The sequence below is a fragment of the Thermococcus fumicolans genome, assembly GCF_055386755.1.
The window spans coordinates 1052369-1077282 of sequence record NZ_AP042424.1; the positions used below are offsets into that span (position 1 = coordinate 1052369).

At 55.9% G+C, this 24914-nt stretch carries 21 protein-coding genes; 9 read left to right on the top strand and 12 right to left on the bottom strand.

The features are described 5' to 3' along the window. Position 1: 1 nt before the first annotated feature. The 6 genes from cas4 to cas6 are packed head-to-tail and all read right to left on the bottom strand — an operon-like array spanning position 2 to position 6930. Positions 2 to 559, bottom strand: coding sequence for a CRISPR-associated protein Cas4 (cas4, locus tag ACZ5AM_RS05825; protein WP_464914121.1), 558 nt, complete (start codon positions 557 to 559; stop codon positions 2 to 4). Beyond that, on the bottom strand, positions 556 to 2778 hold the full coding sequence (gene cas3, locus ACZ5AM_RS05830) for a CRISPR-associated helicase Cas3' (protein ID WP_464914122.1): 2223 nt from the start codon (positions 2776 to 2778) through the stop codon (positions 556 to 558). The genes cas4 and cas3 overlap by 4 nt, the downstream gene beginning before the upstream one ends. After that, complete coding sequence (gene cas5b, locus ACZ5AM_RS05835) at positions 2775 to 3404, bottom strand: type I-B CRISPR-associated protein Cas5b (protein ID WP_464914123.1); 630 nt, start codon at positions 3402 to 3404, stop codon at positions 2775 to 2777. Before cas5b ends, cas3 begins: the two co-directional genes overlap by 4 nt. A 4-nt stretch (positions 3405 to 3408) precedes the next feature. Next, positions 3409 to 4485 carry a type I-B CRISPR-associated protein Cas7/Cst2/DevR gene (cas7i, locus tag ACZ5AM_RS05840; protein ID WP_464914124.1) on the bottom strand — a complete coding sequence of 359 codons (1077 nt, stop codon included), beginning with the start codon at positions 4483 to 4485 and terminating at the stop codon, positions 3409 to 3411. Beyond that, positions 4482 to 6173, bottom strand: a complete 1692-nt coding sequence (cas8a1, locus tag ACZ5AM_RS05845; protein ID WP_464914125.1) for a type I-B CRISPR-associated protein Cas8b1/Cst1 — start codon at positions 6171 to 6173, stop codon at positions 4482 to 4484. The genes cas7i and cas8a1 overlap by 4 nt, the downstream gene beginning before the upstream one ends. Continuing rightward, positions 6142 to 6930, bottom strand: a complete 789-nt coding sequence (gene cas6, locus ACZ5AM_RS05850) for a CRISPR-associated endoribonuclease Cas6 (protein WP_464914126.1) — start codon at positions 6928 to 6930, stop codon at positions 6142 to 6144. Before cas6 ends, cas8a1 begins: the two co-directional genes overlap by 32 nt. Before the next feature lie 279 nt (positions 6931 to 7209). Between cas6 and ACZ5AM_RS05855 the strand changes: the two genes are divergently transcribed. Further along, on the top strand, positions 7210 to 11493 hold the full coding sequence (locus ACZ5AM_RS05855; protein ID WP_464914127.1) for a PEGA domain-containing protein: 4284 nt from the start codon (positions 7210 to 7212) through the stop codon (positions 11491 to 11493). 156 nt (positions 11494 to 11649) lie between these two features. Here ACZ5AM_RS05855 and ACZ5AM_RS05860 read toward each other — a convergent pair whose 3' ends face one another. Beyond that, positions 11650 to 12294 carry an HAD-IB family phosphatase gene (locus ACZ5AM_RS05860; RefSeq protein WP_464914128.1) on the bottom strand — a complete coding sequence of 215 codons (645 nt, stop codon included), beginning with the start codon at positions 12292 to 12294 and terminating at the stop codon, positions 11650 to 11652. 89 nt (positions 12295 to 12383) lie between these two features. Between ACZ5AM_RS05860 and ACZ5AM_RS05865 the strand changes: the two genes are divergently transcribed. Genes ACZ5AM_RS05865 through ACZ5AM_RS05875 form a run of 3 tightly spaced genes read left to right on the top strand, consistent with a single transcriptional unit; the run spans position 12384 to position 15259 of the window. Continuing rightward, a complete protein-coding gene (locus ACZ5AM_RS05865) occupies positions 12384 to 13097 on the top strand; it encodes an RAD55 family ATPase (protein ID WP_464914129.1) in 714 nt (237 codons plus the stop codon). 9 nt (positions 13098 to 13106) lie between these two features. Next, on the top strand, positions 13107 to 13559 hold the full coding sequence (locus tag ACZ5AM_RS05870) for a hypothetical protein (RefSeq protein ID WP_464914130.1): 453 nt from the start codon (positions 13107 to 13109) through the stop codon (positions 13557 to 13559). A 2-nt stretch (positions 13560 to 13561) separates the two neighbouring features. Then, positions 13562 to 15259 (top strand): DUF4910 domain-containing protein, encoded by a 1698-nt coding sequence (locus ACZ5AM_RS05875; RefSeq protein ID WP_464916004.1) that lies wholly within the window; start codon positions 13562 to 13564, stop codon positions 15257 to 15259. Here the strand turns inward: ACZ5AM_RS05875 and ACZ5AM_RS05880 are convergent. Then, positions 15256 to 15588 carry a helix-turn-helix domain-containing protein gene (locus ACZ5AM_RS05880; RefSeq protein WP_464914131.1) on the bottom strand — a complete coding sequence of 111 codons (333 nt, stop codon included), beginning with the start codon at positions 15586 to 15588 and terminating at the stop codon, positions 15256 to 15258. The genes ACZ5AM_RS05875 and ACZ5AM_RS05880 overlap by 4 nt on opposite strands. A gap of 366 nt (positions 15589 to 15954) precedes the next feature. Further along, complete coding sequence (locus ACZ5AM_RS05885) at positions 15955 to 16410, bottom strand: Lrp/AsnC family transcriptional regulator (RefSeq protein WP_464916005.1); 456 nt, start codon at positions 16408 to 16410, stop codon at positions 15955 to 15957. 122 nt (positions 16411 to 16532) lie between these two features. Between ACZ5AM_RS05885 and ACZ5AM_RS05890 the strand changes: the two genes are divergently transcribed. Then, on the top strand, positions 16533 to 17699 hold the full coding sequence (locus ACZ5AM_RS05890) for an OBG GTPase family GTP-binding protein (RefSeq protein WP_464914132.1): 1167 nt from the start codon (positions 16533 to 16535) through the stop codon (positions 17697 to 17699). Here ACZ5AM_RS05890 and ACZ5AM_RS05895 read toward each other — a convergent pair whose 3' ends face one another. Genes ACZ5AM_RS05895 through ACZ5AM_RS05905 form a run of 3 tightly spaced genes read right to left on the bottom strand, consistent with a single transcriptional unit; the run spans position 17700 to position 18874 of the window. Continuing rightward, positions 17700 to 18188, bottom strand: coding sequence for a PIN domain-containing protein (locus ACZ5AM_RS05895; RefSeq protein WP_464914133.1), 489 nt, complete (start codon positions 18186 to 18188; stop codon positions 17700 to 17702). Continuing rightward, positions 18148 to 18342 carry a hypothetical protein gene (locus ACZ5AM_RS05900; protein WP_464914134.1) on the bottom strand — a complete coding sequence of 65 codons (195 nt, stop codon included), beginning with the start codon at positions 18340 to 18342 and terminating at the stop codon, positions 18148 to 18150. Before ACZ5AM_RS05900 ends, ACZ5AM_RS05895 begins: the two co-directional genes overlap by 41 nt. A gap of 49 nt (positions 18343 to 18391) precedes the next feature. Next, positions 18392 to 18874 (bottom strand): hypothetical protein, encoded by a 483-nt coding sequence (locus ACZ5AM_RS05905; RefSeq protein WP_464914135.1) that lies wholly within the window; start codon positions 18872 to 18874, stop codon positions 18392 to 18394. A 318-nt stretch (positions 18875 to 19192) separates the two neighbouring features. Between ACZ5AM_RS05905 and ACZ5AM_RS05910 the strand changes: the two genes are divergently transcribed. The 4 genes from ACZ5AM_RS05910 to ACZ5AM_RS05925 all read left to right on the top strand — a co-directional run bounded on the left by ACZ5AM_RS05910 (position 19193) and on the right by ACZ5AM_RS05925 (position 24881). After that, positions 19193 to 20809 (top strand): sodium/proline symporter, encoded by a 1617-nt coding sequence (locus tag ACZ5AM_RS05910; protein WP_464914136.1) that lies wholly within the window; start codon positions 19193 to 19195, stop codon positions 20807 to 20809. 128 nt (positions 20810 to 20937) lie between these two features. Continuing rightward, entirely contained in the window at positions 20938 to 22416 is a 1479-nt protein-coding gene (locus ACZ5AM_RS05915; RefSeq protein ID WP_464914137.1) for an FAD-dependent oxidoreductase, read from the top strand. Positions 22417 to 22418: 2 nt separating this feature from the next. Beyond that, the gene (locus ACZ5AM_RS05920) at positions 22419 to 23579 is read left to right on the top strand and encodes an NAD(P)/FAD-dependent oxidoreductase (RefSeq protein ID WP_464914138.1); all 1161 of its coding nucleotides are present in this window, start codon (positions 22419 to 22421) and stop codon (positions 23577 to 23579) included. Between the two features lie 63 nt (positions 23580 to 23642). Further along, positions 23643 to 24881, top strand: a complete 1239-nt coding sequence (locus ACZ5AM_RS05925) for an MFS transporter (protein WP_464914139.1) — start codon at positions 23643 to 23645, stop codon at positions 24879 to 24881. The last annotated feature ends 33 nt before the right edge of the window (positions 24882 to 24914 follow it).

Here is a 24914-nt window from a genome sequence, read left to right on the forward strand (position 1 = left end):
CTCAAATCCAGCACAGCTCGTAGTAGGCGCACTTTTTGCACTTCTTTGATTTGACCGGCTCCGGTGGAGCGGGTAGTGATTTCACCCTTTGAACCTCGCGTATGGCCGCTTCCACTTCCCCTTCATGGCCGTCCAGCGTTACCTCCCTCGTCTCGTTTAGCTTGGGGTAGTGGAGAACCGCCTTTGCTTTAACGCCAAGCCGCTTGAGGTAGTAGAGGTAATAGAAGGCCTGCATCTCATGGGCCTTCTCCATTGATTTCCCGAGCTTGACCTCGTGGACCTCTATAAGCTCTCCCTTCCGGATGAAGTCTATCTTTATGCTCCCTATCTGGACCTCCTTCTCCTCGTTGGCGTAGCGCCTCTCGTGGAGGAACCTCCCAAGGTCAACCCACTCGCTTTCCCCCTCCATGGTTATGCCGTGGGAGAAATACCAGAGCTTCGTCGGACAGATGAAGAGGTAGTTGATTTCGGTGCCGGTTATGATGAGTTCGTCGAGGGAGTATTCTTCGAGGCTCCGTGGAATGGAGGTCTTATTAGATACACCCTTACCCCCTGTCACAGTATATCTCCTCCAGTTAGAGGCTCCCTTAAAAGTCCCGTTTCAGGGCTGTACTCAAGCTCCACCACGAGAATATGTTTTCCCGGTCCCCTGTCGCTGAGCCTGTGGAAGCTATCGCTCTCGGCCCAGTAGAGCCACATCGGCACGGGCACGAGGTAGCGGTGGGCCTCGATTCCCATTCCCCTCTCGATAAGCCTGAGAACCTCGCCTGCGTATATACCCGGAACGGCCTCAAGTCCGTTGAATATCTCGTAGAACTTCCTTTCGTCCTCTCCCTTTATAAGAGGTTTCACACTACTAAAGACTTCCTTTGCGCGTTTTTTATAGTTCTGAACCTTCTCAGCTAGCTTCTCCGAGATTGGTGAGTATGCCCTGCTGACGAGCTCCGGAACGAGCGATTCCCTCAGCTCCTTACCGTCAAGCTCTTCCAGCAGTTTAACGCTCTCCTCAACCACCTCGTAGTCTCTGTAAATTTTCCTGTCTGCCTCGGAACCATGGGTTAGGACGTAAACGTCTTCTATCCTTCCATTCCGCCATCCCTGCCTGTTAACCCTTCCAAAGCGCTGTACGAGCGCATCGAGCGGAGCGGGTTCTGTAAGAATCGTTGAAAAGCTCACGTCGAGCGAAACTTCCACCACTTGAGTCGCAACGACGAAGTCGTAATCGGTCATCCTCTCTAAGAGCGCCCTCTCCTTGCTCTCCCTGTCGCCGTGCGTGAACCTGCTGTGGAGGAGCAGAACGTTAAAACCTTCCTCTTTTAGGGTATTGTATGTGGCCACGGCCCTGTCAACGCTGTTGCAGGCTATGAGAGCCGGTTTCGAGGTCTCCTTTACCTTCTGGTGAAGCCCCAGCTCTTCTATACGCTCTCCAACGGAGTCCATGCTTCCATCAATGACATGAACCCGATGGCGGGTGAAGTTGTCTGCTTCCTCCGGCGGAGTCTTTAGCTCCCCGAAGGGTAAGGTTTCCCTGATGAGGTTCTCAAGGAAATCAGGAAGGGTCGCGGTCATGACCATGACCTTTGCCTTCAGCGGGGCAACCTCTTCGAGCATTGCGAGGATTATCCCGAGGACGTTCGGTTCGTAGGCGTGTATCTCGTCGAAAATCAGGAGTGAGCCTGCCAGCTCCGTTTTCAGCATCTCCGGGAAGCCAACACCAAAGAAGGCCTTCATGAGCTGGAACGGCGTCGTGACCTTCAAAGGAGTGTATATCTTCCGGTAGAGCGAGCCGAGCCTTCTATATTCCAATGAGGACGAGTAGAGGTAGAAACCGGCGGAGCTGTGGAGAACCCCAACGAGTTCCGGGTCTGAAAAGAGGCCGAGAAGTCTGCGGTGCATAGCGTTGATGCTCGCCTTGTATGGGAGGACGTAGAAGATTCTACTCGCTATCTCCTTTCCGCTCCTCAAGGCGTTTCTGTTGGCCCAGAGCAGTGCAGCCTCTGTTTTTCCGTAGCCCGTCGGGGCCTTCAGGATGAGGTTTCCGCGGTGTTCCGATGCTTTTACTTGGAGGGGACGAAGCTTTCCGCGTGGAATCCTGAGTTCAAGCCTTTCCCCAATGTCCGGAAGGAGCACAATGGAAATCTCGCCGGCCGAGGCCAGATGGTCGGAGGCGTTGAGTAGGCCCCGAAGGAATGTCAGGGTGAACCTTTCTCCGTCGAGGTTCTCTTCGTACCACTCCTTCAGCGCCTGAAAGTCGAAGTCCCGGAGCCTTTCCCGCCAGTCGGGAGGGAGTTTAAACCTCTTCGGGGGTCTCTTCGTGCCGAAGTAGTACGCCTCCACGTTCGGAATCCTTGGTATGAACATTCGCTCCAGATATTCCGCCCTCTCCAGAAGCTCCTCGAGCTTCTCATAGAACTCCGGCGAAAGGCTCTCATCCCTGACGGGAAGAATTTGCTCCAGCTCGTCGAGCGTTTTGTGGTGTGTGAGTATGACCAGCGCGATGAGGTTTTTCTCCCGCTCCCCGTGGTCCAAGAACTGGACGAAGGGGACCGAGAGAAGCTCGTGTCGGTAGCCCCATTTCCTAGGATTCTTCTGGAATCCCGAGGCACACTTCCCTATATCATGGAGGAGAACCGAATAAAAGGAAAGCTCGAAGATTCCTGGCGAGAGTTCTTCGAGCCAGTGAAACGAGTTTTTCAAGCTTTTCAGGACGTTGATTGCATCGAGGGTATGGCACTCAAGGAACTGGTGGGGATTGAACTTGGCGTAGCAGAGCTTCATCCGCCCCACCTGTGGAGGTAAACCCCGATGTCCAACTCCGGGTCATAGATGGCTTTTCTCGTCTGTCTCCTCCTTTCCCCAGGAGTCCTTGGGAACGGGAGGACGACGAAGGGTTTCACCAGTCTTGCCCTTCTCGGGACGCTGGAGTAGTCGTACTCAACGACGAGCGAGTGGACCATGCCGGGAAGACCGATGCCAATGGGAACGACTGTGCCTCCCAATGGGGCTTCCTTCTCCTCGAGCTCCACCCTTTTTATTTCCTCAACGGTTGCAACGTCGCTTGACCTTCCAAGGAGGAGCTGGTATTTTGGCCTCTTGAAGTGTTCCTCCCATTCGTCTGAGAGATAAAGGTAAAGCTCCGCTCCATAATGGAACTCGCGCCTCATTATGTCAGTCTCGACCTTTCCCAGGGCGTAGATTTTTTCGAGGTCAACTCCGAGCCCCTCGCTCCTGAAGACGTAGCCGACGTAGGGAATCTCCGTTAGGTAAACCGGTTCACCCTTCGCGGCCGAGAGTACTCCCTGTATCGTGGACGGCGGTGGGACCGGCAGGGTCGGCTGGTATCCAGACTGAAAGGTTGGAAAGCGAAAGGAAGCCGTCCATGCCCTAAGCTTCACCCTTATCATCTGCTCACCCATAGTAGGCTTCGATTTCCTTCGCAAACTCTTCTATGGCCTCACCCACGGTTCCAACGAAGACCTCCACGCCCGAGGTTCTCAGTGTTTCAGCGATTTTCTCGATGTCCCAGCCAAGGGAGCGCACGAAGCCGGCGTCGTAGCCAAGGTAGAGCTTTGTTCCCTCCGGGATGACCTCTTTCAGGTCTCCGAGCCTCCTTGCGAGCGCCTCCGCATCGAACCTAACTTCACCGTTTTCCTCGAAAACAAGGTCGCTTATGAAGGGGTTTATCCCCGCATCAACGTTGAGCAAAAGGACGAACTTCGGTGTTACGTCGGTGTGGTACTGCGTCTGCTTTGCCCCACCGGTGAGGAAGCGGAGGGCTTTGATTGCCTCAGAGGCGCGCTTCTTCCTTATCTCCGGGGGCATGAGCCATTCCCTTTCGCCCGTCTTGACTCCGAGTTCCTCCGCCAGTTTCTCCATCTCCTCCACTTCTCTGAACACTTCCTCGTTGTTCTTGTTCCTCTTCTTCGGAAGGTCGTCCCGGGTGAGGAGGTTCTTGAAGCCCGCCTTGCTGATTATCGTGAACCTTCCGACCGCATCGAGGTCGAGCGAGAAAGCCCCCTTGAAGACCGTGGAGTAGAACTCCTGGCTGTACGGAACGGGGTCGCCTTCGTGTCTGGAAGCGTAGCCCTCATCGACAGTCAGGGAGTTCCTGTCCGGCAGAACCGAGATTAGTGGGGTGTTCTTCAGGGGCGAAACCCTCGTGACGGTAACGTTTACACCGCCCTTCTTGAAGGCCCTCATGTAGCCGAAGACGTCATCGTCCGGGTATTTAAGCGGGTTCGCGGCTGTAAAGACCTGCTTCTGCTCGCGGTACAAAGGCGAAAGTTCCCAGTCGAAGTGCTGCTTTAGGGTAAAGCGCCACCAGTAACGCCAGGCCTGCGGGGAGACGTAGGGATAGCGCTTCCCCCCGCGTCTGAAGGTTTTCACCCTCGTAACGTTCCTGTCGGCTAGGCTTTCATCTATGCCGAGCATGTTCAGGGCGGAATGGGGAGCGTCTATCAAAACCAGCCCGGTTGCAAACCTCATTCTTCACCCTCCTCAAATTCCTCTTCTTCGGGTTCTCCGGCCTCCTCCGAGGCCTTCATCAACCTGTCGTGGAGCTTTTCATAGATGCGGAAGAGGAGCAGGTTCTTGACGGTCTTCCAGGAGACGTTCAGGTCCTCACCGTAGCTCGTGAGAATCCGTGCGAAGTCGTCGAAGCCCATCAAGGCACTGGGAATTCCCAGCTCCTGCCTGTCCCTCTCGACCCTTATGAAGAATCCCTCAAACTGGTAGAGCTTTTCCGCCCTCTCAAGCTCCCTGACGCGTTTCGAGAGCTTGTTGTCCGGTAATTTTTCGACCGTCTCAACAATCCTGTCGGCAACACCTTTAACGAACTCCAGGGCATCTCTATCCAAACCCAACACCTCCGAGCAGTAAAACGAGAGAAGCCTCCATTTTGAGTTGGCCCGCCTTCTATGGGGGTCGATGAAGTAGGGCAGTATGCTTTTGCCCGAGAGGAGCCTCGCGTAGACGTCGTTGGGATAGCGCCTCTTGAACTCCTCAACTTCATCCCTGCTGGGCCTCCTTCTCCAGCCCATCGCAACTATGTTGCTCCAGCCATTCCTGTCCACCCTGGCGGCAAAGGCCACGAACCGCAGAACCGAATTCGGGATGTAGATAACGTCTACCTCCTGCCCCTGGTTGTTGTTGACAAAATAATAGAGGGTTATCGAGGCGTTTTCAAGCTTTCCCGTTTCGAGCCTCGTCCCTATTTCGATAAGCTTCTCAAAGAGGAAGTTCTCCGGCCTCCTGAAGTTCCTGGCAACGGAGGCAAGCTCCGTCTTCCTGACGTCATCCAGCGCCTCCCTGTGGAACTCGAGCATGAGTTCGTAGGGATAAGCGTGGATCACCAGGACCCTTGAGAGGCGGTAGGCTATTAGCGGCATCATCTGGGCGAGGAAGAGGCAGTGCGCACAAATGTACTCCCCCATAGTGTTTCCTAAGGGGAAATAGTTGGGGACGTCTCCGGTACCCAGCAATGGAAAAACCGAACGATACCTCTCTTTTTTGGTGTAAACGGGGTGTCTGCCACATATGGCGCAAATTGATTCTTGGGCATCTTTGATGTTTGGAGTTTTAATCTCGCCAAATAATTCCCAAAGGTTTCGCTGTATTCTCCTTTTTAACGCCGCTGTAACAAACGGCTGCTTTAAAACCAGCGAGACAATCTTCTTGGCCAGTTCGTCTAGGGTTTTGTAGTCAATTTTTCCCAAGGATTTTATGAACCCCACAATGTCTTCAGCAAGTTGTTCGTCGAATTTTTCTTGGATTTTCATGTTCAATTCGTGAAGTGTCTCAGGATTGGAAGGAATCCCATTATCCTTTTTGACGGCCTTTTTGATTGCATTGCTTATTGGTGCGGTTGTTCCGGGATTGGCCAATATTATCCCATTGTTGGGCATTATCATTGCGTGAATGTAGCTAGTGCTCCACTCGTTCTTTGCGTATAACTCCGATGCAAATTTAATTGCGTTCTCAACGTCCTCCTCTGTGAGTTCCTCTGGCTTTTCTTTACCGCTGAGAAGAAGTAGCGCAACCAGTCCTGCATCGACAAAGGGATGTCCAGTCCAGGTGAACAGTGAGGAGTGCTTCTCTCCATGCGCTGAATGCTCCTGGGTTCGGGGGTCTGTCAGGAACTCCTCAAGCGTCTTTACCTTTCCGATTTCCGTCACCTCCCTTCCATGTCTTCTTCACCCTCGGCCTCCTCCCATCAACCTTCACCATCCCGAAGCCTATCGAGTTCTTCTCCCCGAAACCGGTCAGATAGCCAACCCGGAGCAAACCTTCGTCGCCTCTGGCCTTGAAAACGAGGTGCCACGCCCTCTGATATATGCCGGGCTTCACCTCGAAGCGCTTGGGCTTTGCACTCAGAACCTTCATCTCGAACTCTTCCGGCGGCCTCGCCCCGTGAATAAGGGTGTACTTCTCCCGGAGGTTCTCCAGTATCAGCTCGTAGAACTCGGGCTCGGCCGGGCTGAGGTCGTAGTTCCTGGGCCTTCCGAACTGAACCCTTTTGGTGGTTACGGCGACGGGTGAGAGCGTCACGAACTTCCTCCCACTTAGCCTCTCGGGTTCGTAGAGTGCCTTTATCGTCTCCACCGTGAAGCGCTCGCCCCACAGCTCGACCTCCGGGTTTTCGAGGAGTCCCCGAATGAACGTCTCGGCTATCTCGGGAACTGCTGTGGAGAAGTAGAAGAAGCCGTGGCCGTAGCCCAGGAGACCGCTCCCGTCCCCAGCGAGTTCACGCCTCTCGGCCATGAAGAGGGAGTAGGTGAAGAGCTTTGGGACCTTTGGGTTGTGCAGGTTCAGGCTCAGGCCCGGGTCGGTTCTGCCGATCCTGTGGTATACGAGGCCTTGGATAAAGCGCATGTTGTTGAACGGGATTCTGAAGGGCTCCCCCTCGGGCAGCAGTCTTATTAGGAACCTCAAGGTACCACCCCGTGTACCAAGGTGCGTAGTACGTACTGGATGGGTCGTTGAAATATTTAAATTTTTCTTTTGTTGGGTTCTCTCACTCCCATTTGGAACGCGAGGTTCCATACTAAATCCCCTCATTTGAGAGGCTTCACAACGAAATCGACGGTTTCCCACAAAAAATTTAAACGTTCAATGGTACTTTCTGATACGAGTGAGCAGAGGATAAATTTGGGGGCATCCGGGATGTGGGGAGGAAGATGGCCAAAAAGAACGGGCGTTGCTTTAACGGCCGTGTTCCTCATAATCCTAGCTCTCGCTCCTCTTGATGCCGCCGGCTGGGGCTCCTTAGCTTCTCATGACTACAAATTGGATGTGAAGATACCGGACAACGCGCCCCGGGTGGGCTATGCGATAGTGACCACCAAGGCGACGGTCGCGGGCAGTAAAGAGCTGTCCCGCTACATCGAGCACCTGAAGGAGAGGGGGTTCGCGGTATATCTCGTCACGGAGGACGACTACGGCTACGCGGAGGGCCAGCGGAGAGCCGTCAACATACGGAACTGGCTGAAGAGCCACTACATCCTCTTCAACATCAAATACGTCCTCCTGATAGGCAACCCCGACCCCGACGACCCGAGCGATCCAAACGACACCTACGGGGACGTCCCGATGATAATGGCCTGGCCGCGGGTTAGGTACGTCGATCCGGCCACTAACGGGACGATCGTTTACAACTCCACCCCAACTGACTACTTCTACGCGGATCTGAGCGGAAACTGGGACCTTGACGGGGACGGCTACTACGGCGAATACCCAGACGACTTCGGCGAGGGCGGCGTTGATCTGTCTCCTGAGGTCTTCGTCGGCAGGATCCCGGTTTACAACGACAACTACACCGCTCTGGACTCGATCCTCAAAAGGCTGATGGCGTTTGATGGGGCACCCAAAAGGATACTCCTCCCGATGGCCGTGATCGACTACGCAAAGGAAAACGGCGGGCCCGTTGAGGAGATGACCGACGGGAGGAGGTTGCCGTACTACGTGGGCCAGATCGCGGAGCCCCTGGGCTTCAACGTCACCGCCATGTACGAGGGAGCCAGCCTCTCGCCCGTACCGAAAAGCGCGGCCTACTACGACTACGACACCACGGAGGAGAACTTCGTCAGGGAGTGGAACAAAGGCTACGGCATCGTCCTCTGGCTCGCCCACGGCTCGCGGAGGGCCGCCTACAGGAAGGTTTGGGCCAGCGACGACGGTGACGGCATCCCCGAGGACTCTGAGATGAGGATCTACCCCCTTGTCGACCTCTCAACGGTTTCAAGGCTCAAGCCCGAGCCCACCTTCGTCTTCCAGGGCTCGTGCCTCAACGGCTACCCCGAGGATAGCGAAAACCTCCAGTACGCCCTCCTCAAATCGGTCGCCATAGCTACTGTGGGGTCGACGAGGGAGAGCTGGTACGCGATGGGGACTTGGGAGCCCAAGATGATCCCCAACGACTTCACCCTTGGCTACGTCTACGTGAGGAACCTTCTGGAGGGAATGTCCGCCGGTGAGGCCCTCTACGTCGGAAAGGCGAGCTTCTACGTCTCCGATCCGCTCTGGGTGATGAACCTCTACAACTTCAACCTCTACGGCGATCCCTCCCTGGGTTTGAACGGCGTGGTCTACCCGAAAACCAGGAGGAAAGTCCTCTACGTTGACGACGACCGAAGGGACTTCCCTGGAGCCGACTACACGAACATAACGGCGGCGCTGAAGGCCATCGACGAAAATGGGGTCATTCTCGTGTACCCAGGGCGCTACAACGAAAGCCTCACGATCGATGTTCCGGGGGTTAGGGTAATCTCAGTGGTACTTGGAAAGGCAGTCGTCGGGAACGGTAAATCAGGCGTTCACGTAACCGTAGGGGACGTTACCGTCGAGGGCCTCTCCCTCAGGGGCGATCTGGTGGTTGGAGGACGGAGTTTAGTCATTACCCACATAGCCATTAGGAACGTGTCCGTGAACGGTGCTATCTTCGCGTATCTCTCTCGGGGACTCAAACTTGAGGGAGTGAAGCTAACCGGGCGTACCTCAAGAAACTACGTTCTGGGCATTACCTGGTCCTCTGGGGTGAGGATACGGAACGTTATCGTCAACGGGTCGAGTGCCTCTTCGGCGGTTGGCCTGTGGAACGTGTACAACCTCAGCCTGGAAAACGCGCTCGTTGAGGGAGGATCGGTTGATCTCATGGATTCGAGGTACGTATCGCTGAGGAACGTTGCTATCAGCGGAGGAGGAATCAGTCTGCTGGGCTGGGAACCTGAGGATTACACCCACTACAGGATGGAGAACGTGACGATAGACGGTTACCCAGTCCTCTACATCGCCAACACTAGGGGCGGAGAGGTTAGGGGAAGGAGCGTTGGCGAGCTTATAGTGGTGAACTCCACTGGCTTGGTGATAGATTCCGTCAACGTTACGAAGTGGGGCACCCTGATAGCCTACTCGCGGGACCTGCTCATCGAGAACAGCAACCTCTCCAGGGGGAGGGGGTACGACCTCTTCATAAGGAACTCCGTGGGGCTGACCATAAGGAACTGCCGCGTTGGCTGGGAGATAGATATTACGGGCGAAAGGCTCGAGCACTACGCCACCCACAGGATAAGCGGCGTGGAGAACCTGAGGGGTGAGAAGATCGTCCAGGTCAGGGACGTCAGGAACGGCGAGGTCAGGATCGACAACGAAACTATACGCCAGCTCATACTGGCCAATCTGACGAACACGAGTGTAGTCTTCGGCCCCTCGGCGGAGATCAAGAAGATTTACGCGTACGGGGTCTCCAACTCCACCCTCCTCTCCTCAGATGGTTCGCTGATATCCCGCATCTATCTAATGTCAACAGAGGGCGTTAGCCTTCAGAACATCAGCGTCGGATTGCTGTGGATCGAGAACTCGACGGGACTGAGGGTGAGAAATGCTACCGTGGGGCACTTGGATTTAAGGGACGAAGGTTCCGGTGATGGGCCGAGCGTGGTTGAGGACAGCTTTCTGGGAAGTCTCGATGTTTACGCCAAGAATCCGGTGGTCATAGAGGGGAACGTCATAGGCCATCTGTCGGTTGGAGGATCCAGAAACGGGAGCGTCTTCATAACCAACAACGTCATAATCCCTCTGAGGGGGCAGGTCGTGGAGGAGGGCGTTGTCCTGAGGGGTTCGAGGGTCGTTGTGTCCTCGAACGTTATCAGCGGTTTCAAAGTGGGCCTCTCGATCTTGGAGTGTCATCCCTCAAGTCTCATCTACAACAACCTCTTCAACAACACGGAAAACGTGGTCTTTCCCCTGTACCCCCATGACAACAGCCCCGCTTGCCGCTGGAACACCACTTTGAGCCGGGGACCCAATGTGGTCGGCGGCCCATTCATCGGGGGCAACTACTGGGCCTCCCCCCTAGGACATGGCTACAGCGAGACCTGCACCGACTCCGACAACAACGGGATCTGCGATGGTTCATACACCATCAACGTTAACAACGTTGATTACCTGCCCCTGGCTAAGCCAGGAAAGCTCAGCATTCCCCTCCGGGGGAACTTTGGTCGCTTGAGGCTCTCTGGGATACCCCCTGACACGTGGATCCTGGTGAACGGAATCTTCGTTTCAGACGAGCCCAGAGAGCTCTACCTGCCGCCGGGAACTTACAGGATCGAGGTCATTAACTACCACTACCGGAACTGGAACACAACCGTCGTCTTAAGGCCGGGAGAAGCCATCGAGCTCCGGCCGAAGCTGGAGCCGCTCTTCGGCAACCTCAGTGTGGATTCAATCCCTGCGGGAGCTGAGGTCTACGTGAACGGCAGCCTCGTGGGGCGCACTCCGACAGGAGGCGTTTTGCTCTCCCCGGGGACCTACGTGGTGAGGGTTGTCAAAGAGGGCTACGGTGAACGGAGCGCGAACGTGACCCTGGGGAGGGGCGAGGTTAAGCGGCTCCTCTTCGTCCTCAGGCCGCTCCCCCTGGCGAGGCTGGAGGTTGCCTCGCTCCCTCCGGGAGCTGGGGTGTACATAAACGGCAGGTACAGAGGTAAGACCCCGGCCCAGTTCCAGCTGTCCCCCGGGAACTACACTCTGGAGCTGGTCAAAGACGGCTACGAGCGGTACGCTGTGAACGTTACCCTATCCCCCGGCGAGTTCAGGGAGGTCCTGGCGAAGTTAGCTCAGCGGCCTTCGGTATTGAGGGTGATCTCATCTCCGTCTGGTGCTTCCGTCTACGTAAACGGCGGGTTTAAGGGAAGAACTCCGCTGGAGCTTGAGCTCCCTCCGGGGAACTACACCGTAACGCTAGCCAGTGAAGGCTACGAAAACCTGACCCTTTACGTGAAACTATCGGCTGGGGGTTTCAGGGAGATCAACGTGACACTGCCCCGGGAGAGCACGGAACCGACTCCAACGCCCTCCACGAGCACGGAGAATCCCTCGAGGGAGGAAGAAACCTCCTCCCCGGTTCCCAGTCCCGTGAGGACTCGTGGGGAGAGAATCTGCGGGCCGGCCCTGTTCCTCGCCCCGGCCCTCCTGCCGGCCCTCTTAAGGCGGGGCCATTGAGCTTGATTTTACTTTTTCGCGGGTCAGGGAAGGGCGTGCTCGTCACGGCTCGGCAAAGCAAAAGCTCATCATCCCCTGTGGGCCCAACCGGAAGCCCCACCTCACCACTCGGTGGGGAGGGCGGCAGCCGGGCCCAGGAGGAGTTCTCGGTCCGGGTTAAAAGCCTTCCTCAAGGAGGCCCTCTATTATCTCCCTGACCTCGTGGAGGCTCTCAACGACGTGGTCCCCCTCAACGCCCTCGTGGGGGTTTATCGCTATGCTGACGTCAGCTTCCCTGAACATCGCTATATCGTTGTATCCGTCGCCGACGGCAACCGTCAGCTCAGGCTTGAGCTCCTCCTTCAGCCTTCTGAGGATCGCCCCCTTGCCTTGAAAGTCCACGTGCGGCCTGACCTTCCCTGTTATGATGCCCCTCTCGTCAAACACTAGCTCGTTGGCGAAGACGTAATCAACGCCGAGCTCTCTCCCGACCTTGGATGCCAGGCACATGAGGCCACTGCTTATAATCGCGATTTTAATGCCATTTCCCCTCAAAAACTCGATGAGCTCCCCGGCTCCATCCATGTACTCGACTGTCCCGACCCACTCCATTATCTCCTCCCTCGTGTGCCCCCTCCAGAGGGACGCGTCCAGCTCGGCCCACGTTGCGTAGTCTATCTCGCCCCTGAAGAACATGTCCGCGTACTCCTTCCCCTTCTCCCACGTCCCGAAGCGCTTGTGGAGCTCCACCCAGCCAGAAACGGACTTCACCAGAGTCCCCTCAAGGTCGAAGGCGGCCAGCTTTACACCCTTCATTCCCATCCCCCTCGTGGTTTGAGCTGGGAGTTATAAACCTCACCCTAGCTAAGCTTAAATACAGGAGGCTCCAAAAGTTAGTGGGGTGAAAGTACTTGTACGTGGGGGAGATCCTCAAAAGCTTGGACCGCGTTCCCTCTGGCGTCCCGGGCCTTGACGAACTCATAGGCGGCGGGTTTCTCCCGGGAAGGGTTTACCTCGTGACCGGCCCCCCCGGTAGCGGGAAGACCACCATGGGGATCCAGTTCCTGGTTGAGGGGGCCAAAAACGGGGAGAAGGGAGTTTTCGTGTCCCTCGTGGAGAACCCCAGGATTATACTCCAGGACATGCTTCGCTACAACTTCGGGCTCCTGGGATACGCCAAGTCCAAGACGATAACGTTTCACGATTTAGGCAGACTCCTGCTAAGGGCCGAGTACAGGCTCACCTGGAACGAGCTCTTCAACCATATCCTCCAGATAATAAACGAGGAGGGAATAAAGAGGGCTGTCATAGATTCGTTCACCTCCATGGAACATCTCGTAAAGGATCCGGAGAACAAGCGCTGGGCCCTCGGAAGGTTCGTAAGGGCCCTTCAGGAGCTCGAAACAACAACGCTAATAACCTCCGAAATGCTCCAGAGCGACGCGTACACCGACGAGCACTACCTAGCTGACGGCGTTCTGGTCATCCACCACTTCATGCGCAACTACCAGATGGTGAGGGCCATCCAGATACTCAAGATGAGGGGTGTCCCCCACGACAGCAACCTGAAGAGGATACGCTTTACGGACGAGGGGATTAAGGTCTACAACGAAGCCCCGTTCTGAGGTGAGATCATGGCGGGAAACTCCAAAAACGCGAGACGGGAAGTTAAAAAACTCCTTGAGGAGGCCTACAACTTCGGCTATTTCGTGGGTTACCGGGGACACAGCGAATGGATATCGTGGGTGGGAGAGAAGAAGAGCGAGATCTACGAGCAGGCCAAGGAGCTGGGGGTTTACGACCTGATTAAGGAGGCCTACAACAGGGGTAAAGCCGATGGTGCCCGAAAGAGGACGGAGGAGATAAACCTCGGTCTGATTGAGAAGGGCAGGTTGACCGAAGAGAAACCATCTCGTCCGAAGGTCGAGATGCCTGCAACCCCCGAGAGGGTCTCGGAAACGAGGGAAAGGCTCGAGGTCGAGTTCGCCCGCTTCCTCGAGACCACCAAGCTCATCCTTCCGCCGGAGTTCCTCGACACCCTCAAGCACCTCGACCTCCCCAAAATGCTCAAGCTTGAGGGGGAGTGAGCATGTCCTCCAAGGAGTTCTCCTCCGAAGTGAAGGCCTTCAGTTCTGACCGTGTTTTGCACGATATAGCGGAGATAAGCCAGTTTCACAGGATCCAGGGATCGAAAGAGCTCGCTGAAGCCGTCAGGTATCTGAAGGAAGAGCTTGAAACGTGGGGTCTCTCCACGAAGCTCTACGAGGAGCGGTACGATGGGGAGAGCTGGTACCTTACCCTCAGGTCCCCGATAGAGTGGGATCTCATCCGCGCCGAGGTGGAGATCAATGGAAAGAGGCTGGACTCGAGCATGACTCCCCTCGTGGCCATGGCACACTCGCCGCCCGGTGAGGGGGAAGGTGAGCTCTTGCCCGTCCTCAGGGACGAGGACTGGGGGAGGGCCGAGGGAAAGGTTGTCCTAGTGGGTAAGGACTGGCGGGAAGCTTACAGGAAGGCAAACGAGGCCGGTGCCCTGGCGTTCATCGCGTACAGAAAGGGTACAGGAAAGGCTGTCCCGTACATAGGCCTCTTCCTCTCAAAGGACGATCTCAACTGGGCAAAGATACCCGCTCTCGCGATCCCCGAGAGCTGGGCCCTTGATGCCATGGACAGAGCCCTCTCCGGGGCAAACGTGAGGGTCAGGTTCTCGGTTCAGTCCGAGATAAAGGGGAGGGAAACCCTCCCCATCCTGTACGCCGAGGTGGGAAAACCGCCCTTCATCCTCTTCTCTGCACACATCTGCCATCCCAGGCCCGGGGCCAACGACAACGCCTCAGGGAGCGCCATGCTCGTGGAGCTCGCCAGGATACTGAGCCGGCTCTGGAACGACTCGTTCCGCTTTGGCTTCGCCTTCCTGTGGGTTCCGGAGTACTACGGAACCCAGGCCTTCATTCAGAAACACGCCCGCTTGGATGACTACTACGCCGTCGTAAACCTCGACATGGTGGGGGGAAGCGAGGATCGCTCAGGCTCCACTCTGATGATCGTCAGAGCCCCTCTCTCGCGGTTCTCCATAGTATCTGGCGCGCTGGAGCACTTCATCAACGCCGAGAACTCATCCGGCGGGATGAGTTTCTCCGGCTCTCCCGTTCCGGCCCTCAAGGTTAAGGCCTACCCGTACGAGATGGGGAGCGATCACGACGTCTTCAACTTCTTCGGCGTCCCAGCGGTCATGCCAATAACGTGGCCGGACAGGTTCTACCACTCCAGCGAGGACACGCCAGAGAAAGTAAGCAGAGAAACGCTTGAGATAATCGGAAAGGGAGTTCTGAGGGCAGTTCTCTTCCTCTCCACGGCCCCTAAGGAGGACATCCACCGGTTCGCCAGGGGCTACGCGATGAAGTACCTTGGCGAGCTCGGGATGGAGAGGGAAACCGAGATCGCGGAGAAGCTCGTTATGCACGGCCTCGCCAGGGACGGGGAGTTCTTCGGGGTTGAGATGGGGCAGAAGATGGAATCAAAGCCCTGGCTCAGGTGGAAGGTCAGGGGGCTGATAACCCACGAGTATATCAGAAAGGTAGACCAAGGGCTGGCCGAGAGGTTCAGGGAGATGACAAAGGACAGGAAGGTTCTCCTCCACCTCCACGAGCTTGTAATGCTCGGGGAACTTTTGCCCGAGGAGGAGGCATACAGGGCCCTTGAGGAGGAGTTCGGGGAAGTGGACTCAGAAAAGCTGCGGGAGCTCGTTGACGTGCTCCTCAGGGCAGGCATTGTTGAGACGGCCTAATCCGAGATCTCCCTTTCTATCTCGCTTATCTTTTGGATTATGTTCTCCTTTATCCTCTCGATGAGCTCCTTCGGGGAGATGGCGGTGTAGGCGTAGCCGAGCCACCCCTGTTCTATCAGGGATCTCCTGAGGACGCCCTTCCGGTAGAGGTTGAGGACGTGCTCCCTAACCGACCTCTCGCTGATTCCGAGTTCTCGCTGGATCTCAGTGATCCTCATGGGGCGCTTCTTCTCCAAGAGGAGCCTGTATACCCTAAGCTCGGTTTTTTTGAAGCCCAGCGATCTGAGAAGCCCCTCCAACCGCTCGTAGAGGTCGTCCCTTGTAGTCATCTTTTCTCCCCTATGAAAGTTTTGCTTCATAGGGTTTAAAAAGTTTGTGCTTTTTTCAAATTTCGAGCGGTTTGTGAAAAATGTTACACAAAATCTGGCTATTGCCTTGAAATTTGTCCACAATATAGTGTTGATTTTCGAATAGTTTACGGGGTGTGGGCCGGGCACAGAGGCCCGCGTTCATTCGTTCGCGCGGGTGGATGCTCCCGGCCCTGTGGGCTCGGCGTGAGCACGCTCCGCTCACAGAACCCGATACCTCGCGGAGGCGGGTTGACCGAGCCCGTGCGAGGGGTTGTGTCCCCTCGCTGTCGGCAGTTTATCTTGAGAAGCCCATTCTTAAAAACCTAGCGGGTTAAAAGGGAAAGGTCATTCAAGCGGCATTCCAGCCGTCTCCTTGTGGGTCTTTAAGACCACCATCGTGTGGGTGGACTCAACGCCCTCTATGTCCCCTATCCTGTCGAGAAACGCGTTGAGCTCATCGCTGTCCCTCGCCCGGATCTTGACGAGCATGTCGTAATCCCCCGTCGTCTCGTAGACCTCCACTATCTTCGGATGCTTCTTGAGCTCCGTCGCTACGTGAGAGTACATGCCCGCCTTCGACTTTATCAAAACGAAGGCCAGTATGTTGAGGCCAAGCGACCCAGGGTCCAGAACTACCGTAAACTTCTTGATGACGCCCCTCTCCCTGAGCTTCTTTATCCTCTCGTAGACCGTGGACTCTGCCAAACCCACTTCCCGGGCGATCTCCCTGAGGGGTGATCTGCTGTTCTCCTGGAGGATCGTCAGGATTTTCTTGTCTATATCATCAAGTCCGGTCCGCACTGGGATCACCTCTAAAAAATTTTCGGCACACTATATAAAGGTGCCGATCTAGAGACCTACCTAACTTTTATAAAACCGCCCGAACCCCTAAATTTGGGGGAAGAGAGCAGCGGGTGGTGCCAATGCCTACGAACGTGACAGCGGAGTACCTAGCGGCCGAGGAGGAGTACAGGAACGCCAAGACCATTCCCGAAAAGATAAGGGCACTCGAGAAGATGTACGCCACCGTTCCGAAGCACAAGGGAACCGAGAAGCTCAGACTTCAGATAAAGCGCAAGCTAGCGGAGCTCAGGAAGGAGCTCGAAAAGCAGCGCCAGATGCGCAAGGGTGGCGGCGGCCCTTCCATGGCAGTTAAGAAGGAAGGGGCAGCCCAGATAGTCCTGGCAGGCCTTCCTAACGTCGGCAAAAGTTCCCTGATGAAGGCGCTCACGAACGTCGATGCGGACGTCGCTGACTACGCCTTCACGACGGTCGAGCCCATCCCGGGCATGATGCACCATAAAGACGTCCAGATTCAGCTCGTCGAGGTTCCCGGTCTCGTCGAGGGGGCCGCCCTCGGAAAGGGAATGGGGCCTCAGCTCCTAAGCGTTATCAGGAACGCCGACGCCATAGCTATCGTAGTTGACCTCTCTCAGGATCCAGTTAAGCAGATGGAAATCCTCCTAAAGGAGTTCGAGAGGGCCGGTATAAAGCTCAACAAGAGGAAGCCGAGGGTCGAGATAAAGAGGACCGCGATGGGCGGAATAGTCATCAACGGCCAGGAGAACATCAAGGGCGACATAAACGAGGTCATGAAGATGCTCCGCGAGGAGAGGATCCACTCCGCCGAAATCACGGTCAAAGAACCGGTAACGCTGGAGGAGTTCGCAGATGCACTCGATGAAAGCCTTGTCTGGAGGAGGGCGATAATCATAGCCAACAAGGGCGACGCTCCGGGGAGCAGGGAGAACTACGAGAAGCTGGTCAAAGCTTACGGCGACCGCTTCAAGATAATCCCCGTTTCGGCGAAGAGAAAGATACAGCTGGATAAGCTAAAGGACGAGCTCTACGAATTGGCTGGAATAATCAGAGTCTTTACCAAGAGCCCCGGAGAGGAGCCGGCCTACCCGCCCGTGCCGCTCAAGAAGGGCTCGACGGTTATGGATTTGGCGGAGAGGATACACAAGGACTTCGCCAAGAACTTCAGATACGCGCGCGTCTGGGGCAAGAGCGTCAAGTTCCCGGGCCAGAGGGTTGGAGCCGACCACGTTTTGGAGGATGGGGACATAGTGGAGATTCACGCCAGATGATTAGTCTCCCTTCGGTGCTGGTTCCGACCTGATTACCTCTATTATTGGAATTCCCTCGAAGTCCTTGTCCAGCGTTGCGATTCTCCTTATCCCCGCGGAGACCATCGCCCCCAGTATCTTGGCGTCGTGGATGAGCAGGCCATATTTCTCGGCAATGCTGAGGGTGAGGAATATGTCGGGGTCTTCGATTATCTCTATTCCGTGAGCTCCGATGAATGAAAGCACGAGTTCTGAGGCTTCCCTGAGAAGGGCCTTTCCTTCATCCTCTTTCAGGAAACGCTTAAGCTCATGCAGGCTTTTAATTCCCCTGGAGGCTGCCTTCCTCCGAAGGGTAACGTAAACGCACTCGTCTACCACCGTCTCAGAAACCACGGGGTTCTTGGCCAGTGAAAACGCCTTCTCAGCCTCATCGGTTAATTCGGTCTCAAACAGCAGGTTGAGGATGACGTTACTGTCCAGAAAAGTCCCGGTACTCCTGTAGGTACTCATAGAGCTCCCTCCACGAAGCCCTCTCCCTTTTTGGTTCCTGCTTTTTCAGCGCGAGCAGTTTCAGGGCCTGGGCCCGCGCGAATATCTCTGCCAGCTCGCCGACCAATCCCTCGTCGACCCCCTCTGGAACCTTTACCTTGAGGGTTACATCCATTTTTACCCACCTAACCTGGAGTTATCCGCGAATTTGATAACGTTTTCGTCTACCTGCAGAACGGCCCCTTACAGCTCCTCCCGCTCTTTCCGAGCATTGCATCGAGGGAGTACTCTTTTCCGTCGAGGCTGTCCATTATGAGCTTCTCGCCGTCCTTCTCGTATATCCAGAAGACCTTATAAGCTCGCTCGTGCCTGACGACCTCTATCCTTGGAAGCCACCAGGAAACAACCCTCGAGTTACCCCAGATTATGGCGCTCTCGAAGGCCTTCTTCTCGGCCTCCTCGTAGTCGACCAGCGGCTTCATGACCTTCTTCTCCTCGACGTTCCACTCGTAGAGGTCGATGAAGCCATCTCCCCTCTCGGCGCCGAGGCGGTAGAGGTCAACGTAGGCGAAGTAGTCCATAACCCTGTCCTTCATGCCGAGGCGCTTGTAGAAGAGCCTCAGGTGGAAGATGTGGTATGGGTAAAGCACAAAATCCCTCTCCTCGGTCTCGGGCTGGAATATGGGGCGCATGACCTTGACCTTCATAGCTCATCACGCCATCCTAGCTCTGTATAAACCTCTCCTACCAAAGGGGCCAAATCTCTCTGGGACGACAGGTTTATAACCTTTTGTTGACATAGTATGATAATGAACATTGCCCACCATATGTATTCAGGAGGGATTCAATATGGGTCTGAGTGGTGCAGCTTGGGCAACGCTGTTGGTTCCAACGCTTTTAGGGATTTTAACGATGTTTTTGTACGGCTTTTGGGACAGAATAACCGGCAAGGAGTACTATGTGGACGACGAGATTTTGGCGTACGACGAAGACCTTATCAAAGAGCTGAAGAAGGAGGGTAAGGCATGAACACGGGGATACTCTTTGGTTTTCTGGTGTACCTCGCCCTTCTGGCTTACATCGGCTGGTGGGCCAACAAGTACACCAAGACCGAAGACCAGTACTTTGTCGGCGGCAGGAAGGTCCATGTTCTGGCCGCAACCCTCTCCGACAAGGCCAGCGACTTCAGCGGCTGGCTGATGCTGGCGTATCCGAGTAAGGCCTTTTCAACTGGTCTCGGAGCATTCTGGGCTGGAATCGGCTGTCTCTTCGGTACCCTCGCCGACTACGTCCTCATCGGTCCAAGGCTCAGGATCTACGCCGGTAAGTTCAGGGCCATAACCCTGCCCGACTACCTCGAGGCCCGTCTGAAGGACGACACAAAGCTGATAAGAATCCTCAGCGCGCTGATAATCATTGTCTTCATGACCGCCTACGTTGCAGCTCAATTCGCCGCAGGAGGAAAGACCTTTGCCGAGGGTTTTGACATAAGCGACAACGCTGGCATAATCCTGACGGTGATAATCCTGACTGCCTACGTTATCACCGGTGGTTTCTTCGCCGTTGTCTGGACGGACGTCGTTCAGGCCCTCTTCATGTTGCTGACGCTGATCATCGTACCTTTCCTTGCCCTAGCCAAGATCGGTGGGCTTGGAAGGGCCACGGAGATCATAGCCTCTGCAGATCCGGCAAAGCTCCATCCATTCGGAGGGGCGACCGGCTGGGCCGCGATAATCTTCGCCATCGGCTACGCCTCGTGGATAGTCGGCTACCTCGGCCAGCCCCACATCGTCACGCGCTACATGAGCGTTGAAGACCCGAGGAAGCTCAGAAGACCGGGTATCTTCATCAGCGGCACCTGGACGATCCTCGTCCTCTGGGGTGCGTTCTTCGCGGGATTCCTTGGCTTTGCCATGGCCCAGGCTGGAATACTGGAGGTCAGCGACCCCGAGAAGGTCATACCAGCGATGGCCGTTGAGCTGATGCCGAGCTGGCTCGCGGGATTCGTCATAGCCGGTATAATCTCGGCCGTCATGAGCACCGCTGATTCGCAGCTCCTTGTGGCTTCCTCGGCAATAGCTAGGGACTTCTACCACAAGGTTCTCGGCAAGGAAGTTGGAAAGAAGCAGATGGTCAACATCTCAAGGCTGGTCGTCTTTGGTGTGGCCTTAGTGGGCCTCTGGTTCGCGATAAGCGGTCCTAAGGTCATCTACCAGATGGTCGCGACTGCCTGGGGCGGATTGGCAGTCGGATTCGGTCCGATACTCGTGCTCAGCCTGTGGTGGAAGAGGACCACCAAGGAAGGGGCAATAATCGGAATGGCCTACGGTCTTATCAGCGAGGTCATCTTCGAGGCCAAGATCTACGGCTGGGCCTTCACCAAGGACGCCCCGGGTATATGGGGCACCATAGGCGGCTGGTTCCAGGACGTTCCGGTGTTCTTCATCAACTTCTTCATAACGCTCTTCATCATAATAATCGTCAGTCTCCTCACCAAGCCGCCCAGGGAGATCGTCGAGACCCACGAAAAGCTCTTCAGGAAGGTTCCAATCGAGACCGGAAAGAAGAGCGTCACCGAGGCCAGGGCCAAGAGCCAGGTCGAGAACGTAGCCGAGTTCGTCCTGACCAAGGGACTCGCCTGACCCTCTTTTTATCTTTGCTTTTCATAAGTACAAAACTAAAGGTTCTGAACCATTTTTGGACAGCCTAACATTTATAAACATTGGTGTATAGGAAAGAACGCAGATTGTGAAATCTTCGAGGTGGGAGCATGAGACCACTCGACCTGACCGAGAAGGACCCTTCTAAGAAGGTCACGATTTATTTTGAGGGGAAGCCCTACGAGGCCTACGAGGGCGAGAAGTTCCCTGTTGCGATGCTCGCCAACGGCGTCTACTGGCTCACGGTAAGCACCGAGGGAAGGCACAGGGGAGCGTTCACCTTCGGCCCGGTTCCTGTCACGGTTAACGGCGTCAGGAACGTCAACGGCAGGAAGCTTGTTGTCAAGGACGGAATGAGGGTGGAGAGGCAGCGCTACGACGAGTTCCAGGAGCAGGTTGAGATAGACGAGGGCAAGCCCGTTTTGAGGTACGTGGTGGACGTGGCGGTCATTGGAGCAGGCCCGGCAGGCCTCGGCACCGTCGAGGAGATTGGAGGAAAGCTGACCGTCGCGCTCATCGAGGAGAAGGGCTGGCTCGGCGGCGACATGTGGCTCAAGGGCGTTGAGCAGGAGGGCTTCGGAAACCCGAGGGAGGCCATAGAGAGGCTCACGAACTTCCCGGAGAACGTCCGCGTCTTCCTCAGGACGACCGCCCTCGGCGTGTTCGACAAGGGAGAGTACTTCCTCGTTCCGGCCGTTAGGAACGACCAGCTCATAGAGTTCATGGCCAAGCGCGTTGTTTTAGCTACGGGCGCTGTTGATTCCATAATGCTCTTCGAGAACAACGATTATCCGGGAGTCTTCAGGAGGAGCGACGCGCTCGAGGTCATCAACGTTTGGGGCGTCGCGCCGGGAAGGAAGGTCGCCGTTGTTGGGGCCTTCCCGGAGGAGATAACCGCTGAACTCGAACGCTGGGGCATAGAGTACGTTGTGGTTCCAAACCCGAGGCGCGTCGAGGGCAACGACAGAGTTGAGCGCCTCATCGACGAGAACGGCAACGTTTACGAGGTGGATGCCGTCATAATGGCCGACGGAAGGGTTCCGGACATAAACCCCGTCACCCAGGCCGGAGGAAAGCTCCGCTTCAAGCGCGGCTACTACATCCCGGTTCTTGACTCCCAGCACAGGATAAGGGACGGAATCTACGTCGCCGGAAGCGCCGTGAGCATAAAGCCGCACTACGCGAACTACATCGAAGGAAAGCTCGTCGGGGCCCACATCCTCAGTGAGTTTGGTTTCGAGGTCGAGCCCTGTATCTACGAGGAGAAACTGAGGGAGTACGAGCCCGTTTCGAGGCCGATTCCGAGGTTCCCGCTCGATGAGTTCAGGGGCGAGGACGTCCAGATATGCGGCTGCGGCGTCACCCTCGGGAAGGTTGACGACGTCGTTAAGAGCGGCATAACCGACCTGCAGATAATCAAGCGCTTAACACACCTCGCGATGGGCTTCTGCCAGGGACGCTTCTGCCTCTTCAACGGGGCCTTGCTAGTCTCCCAGAGGAGCGGAATGAGCATGGACAGGCTTGACATACCCGTCGCTAGGCCACCGATAAAGAACGTCAAGATGAAGGTTGTCGCTGGGAGGGATTGAAGATGCCGACGAGAAACCTTCCCGAAAAGAGCGAGATAACGGTCATCGGCGGTGGAATAGTTGGGGTTACAATCGCTCATGAGCTTGCCAAGCGCGGGGAAGAGGTTACGGTCATCGAGAAGCGCTTCATAGGTTCCGGTTCAACATTCAGGTGTGGAACGGGGATAAGACAGCAGTTCAACGACGAGGCGAACGTCAGGGTGATGAAGAGGTCTGTTGAGCTGTGGAAAAAATACAGCGAGGAGTACGGCTTCCCCTTTGAACAGACAGGCTACCTCTTCCTGCTCTACGACGATGAGGAGGTTGAGGAGTTCAAGAGGAACATAGCCATTCAAAATCGCTTTGGCGTTCCAACAAGGCTCATAACCCCCGAGGAAGCCAAAGAGATAGTCCCGCTTTTGGACATAAGTGAGGTTGTTGCCGCTTCCTGGAACCCGACCGACGGAAAGGCCAGTCCCTTCCACTCAACGGCCAAGTTCGCGCTCCATGCTGAGGAATTCGGGGCTAAGTTAGTTGAGTACACAGAAGTGAAGGACTTCATCATCGAGAACGGCGAGATTAAGGGGCTGAAAACGAGTAGAGGGGTCATAAAGACGGGCATCGTTATCAACGCCACGAACGCGTGGGCCAAGCTCATCAACGCGATGGCGGGGATAAGAACGAAGATACCGATAGAGCCCTACAAGCACCAGGCCGTCATCACTCAGCCCATAAAGAAGGGCTCGGTCAAACCGATGGTGATTTCATTCAAGTATGGCCACGCTTACCTGACCCAGACGAGCCACGGCGGAATAATCGGAGGCGTCGGCTACGAGCTGGGCCCGACCTACGACCTCAACCCGACCTACGAGTTCATGCGCGAGGTGAGTTATTACTTCACCAAGATAATCCCCGCCTTAAGGGAGCTTCTAATCCTGAGGACGTGGGCTGGCCACTACGCTAAAACACCGGACAGCAACCCGGCGATAGGCAAAATCGAGGAGCTGAGCGACTACTACATTGCCGCTGGCTTCTCCGGGCACGGCTTCATGATGGCCCCTGCCGTTGCTGAGATGGTGGCGGACCTCGTAACGAAAGGAAAGACAGACCTTCCTGTTGAGTGGTACGACCCGTATCGCTTCGAGCGTGGCGAGCTTCGCGGTCAGGCCCTGCAGATGGGCTGACTTCAACCCTTTTCTTATCCTTTCGACGGAAATTTTATAAAGCGAACTTTGCTCTTCTCGCTGATGCCAAAGCGTGAGATGGTCGTTATCCAGGGGAAGCGGGAGAGGACCCTCAAGCTCAAAAAGCTCCGGGTTAAGCGGAGAAACGTTCTGATCCTGGCCATAGCGATGTTCATCGCCAACATGGCCTTTGGAATGGCCTTCCCATACCTCGGCGTCTACATGAGGTACTTGGGCGCGGGCATGTTCATGATAGGCCTCCTCTCGGTTGCCTTCAACGTTACCTCCACGATCTTTCAGTACCCCTTCGGTTGGCTCTCCGACTCAAGCGGCAATAGAAGGGCCTTCATAGCCTTTGGGGCCGCCTCGATAGGACTGTTCTACACGCTGATGGTTCTAGCCACGTCCCCCATACAGGTTCTGGTACTCAGGACCCTCCAGGGCGTCTTTGGTTCCGCCATGACTCCGGCCCACTCGGCACTCATATCGGAACTCTCAACGAAGGCCGGCTCCATCTTCGGCCTCTTCAACTCGGTAGAGAACGCTGGCTACATGGTGGGCAACTTCCTCGGCTCGCTGGTGGTGGGCTACCTGGGGATAAAGGGAGTGTTCCTAATATCTGGCCTTCTCCTCTTCCTGTCCGCGGGGCTGGTTCTGCTCATTAGGGAGAGGCCTTCACGGGGGCGCTCCATCCTTGGGATGATACTCGTCCAGGAGGGTAGGGAAAGCTGGCGCGCCACGGTCAAGGGGTCAGCCTTCAGGCGGCTGATGGAGGGAGAACTGGGTCTCTTTTACTTCACGGTCTTCCTCGTCATGGTCGCCAGCGGCCAGTTCTACTCGGTTTCCTCTGTTTACTTCAAGGAGCTGTTTGGCGAGTGGAGCGTCGGAGTTATCTTCGGTATAGAAAGCTTGGCGGCGGCTTTGACCGGCTACTTCCTGGGAAAGCTGATCGACAGATACGGTGCCAGAAGGTTCTACCTCGTTGCAATAGCCGGCTACGCTTTGGCTTTTCTGCTCTACGCGTTCGTTAAGAACGTCTGGCTCGTCTTCGGAGTGGCCTTCCTGTCCGGGGTAAAGTGGGTTCTCACAATAAACTCCACCTCTGCCTACGTGGCCGAAAAGGTAAAGGCGGGCGAGAGGGCCCAGGGGATGGGCCTGCTCAACACCATGATGAGCCTCGGTTGGGTGGTCGGGCCCCTCATCGGCGGCTACCTCGCGGGGATAAGCTTCACCCTGAACTTCCTGAGCACTCTGATTCCCCTGGGAGTGGCCTTCGCACTGGCACTCAGGCTTCCCAAGTGATCAAAAACTCCTTAAACGTGATGCGGCCCTTAA

Coding starts and splice junctions, on each gene's coding strand:
- ACZ5AM_RS05880 (WP_464914131.1), bottom strand. CDS start 15,588: ATGACTACAAGGGACGACCTCTACGAGCGGTTGGAGGGGCTTCTCAGA.
- ACZ5AM_RS05915 (WP_464914137.1), top strand. CDS start 20,938: ATGAGACCACTCGACCTGACCGAGAAGGACCCTTCTAAGAAGGTCACG.
- ACZ5AM_RS05910 (WP_464914136.1), top strand. CDS start 19,193: ATGAACACGGGGATACTCTTTGGTTTTCTGGTGTACCTCGCCCTTCTG.
- ACZ5AM_RS05925 (WP_464914139.1), top strand. CDS start 23,643: ATGCCAAAGCGTGAGATGGTCGTTATCCAGGGGAAGCGGGAGAGGACC.
- ACZ5AM_RS05860 (WP_464914128.1), bottom strand. CDS start 12,294: ATGGGAATGAAGGGTGTAAAGCTGGCCGCCTTCGACCTTGAGGGGACT.
- ACZ5AM_RS05900 (WP_464914134.1), bottom strand. CDS start 18,342: ATGGATGTAACCCTCAAGGTAAAGGTTCCAGAGGGGGTCGACGAGGGA.
- ACZ5AM_RS05895 (WP_464914133.1), bottom strand. CDS start 18,188: ATGAGTACCTACAGGAGTACCGGGACTTTTCTGGACAGTAACGTCATC.
- ACZ5AM_RS05875 (WP_464916004.1), top strand. CDS start 13,562: ATGTCCTCCAAGGAGTTCTCCTCCGAAGTGAAGGCCTTCAGTTCTGAC.
- cas5b (WP_464914123.1), bottom strand. CDS start 3,404: ATGATAAGGGTGAAGCTTAGGGCATGGACGGCTTCCTTTCGCTTTCCA.
- ACZ5AM_RS05905 (WP_464914135.1), bottom strand. CDS start 18,874: ATGAAGGTCAAGGTCATGCGCCCCATATTCCAGCCCGAGACCGAGGAG.
- ACZ5AM_RS05890 (WP_464914132.1), top strand. CDS start 16,533: ATGCCTACGAACGTGACAGCGGAGTACCTAGCGGCCGAGGAGGAGTAC.
- cas7i (WP_464914124.1), bottom strand. CDS start 4,485: ATGAGGTTTGCAACCGGGCTGGTTTTGATAGACGCTCCCCATTCCGCC.
- ACZ5AM_RS05870 (WP_464914130.1), top strand. CDS start 13,107: ATGGCGGGAAACTCCAAAAACGCGAGACGGGAAGTTAAAAAACTCCTT.
- cas3 (WP_464914122.1), bottom strand. CDS start 2,778: ATGAAGCTCTGCTACGCCAAGTTCAATCCCCACCAGTTCCTTGAGTGC.
- ACZ5AM_RS05920 (WP_464914138.1), top strand. CDS start 22,419: ATGCCGACGAGAAACCTTCCCGAAAAGAGCGAGATAACGGTCATCGGC.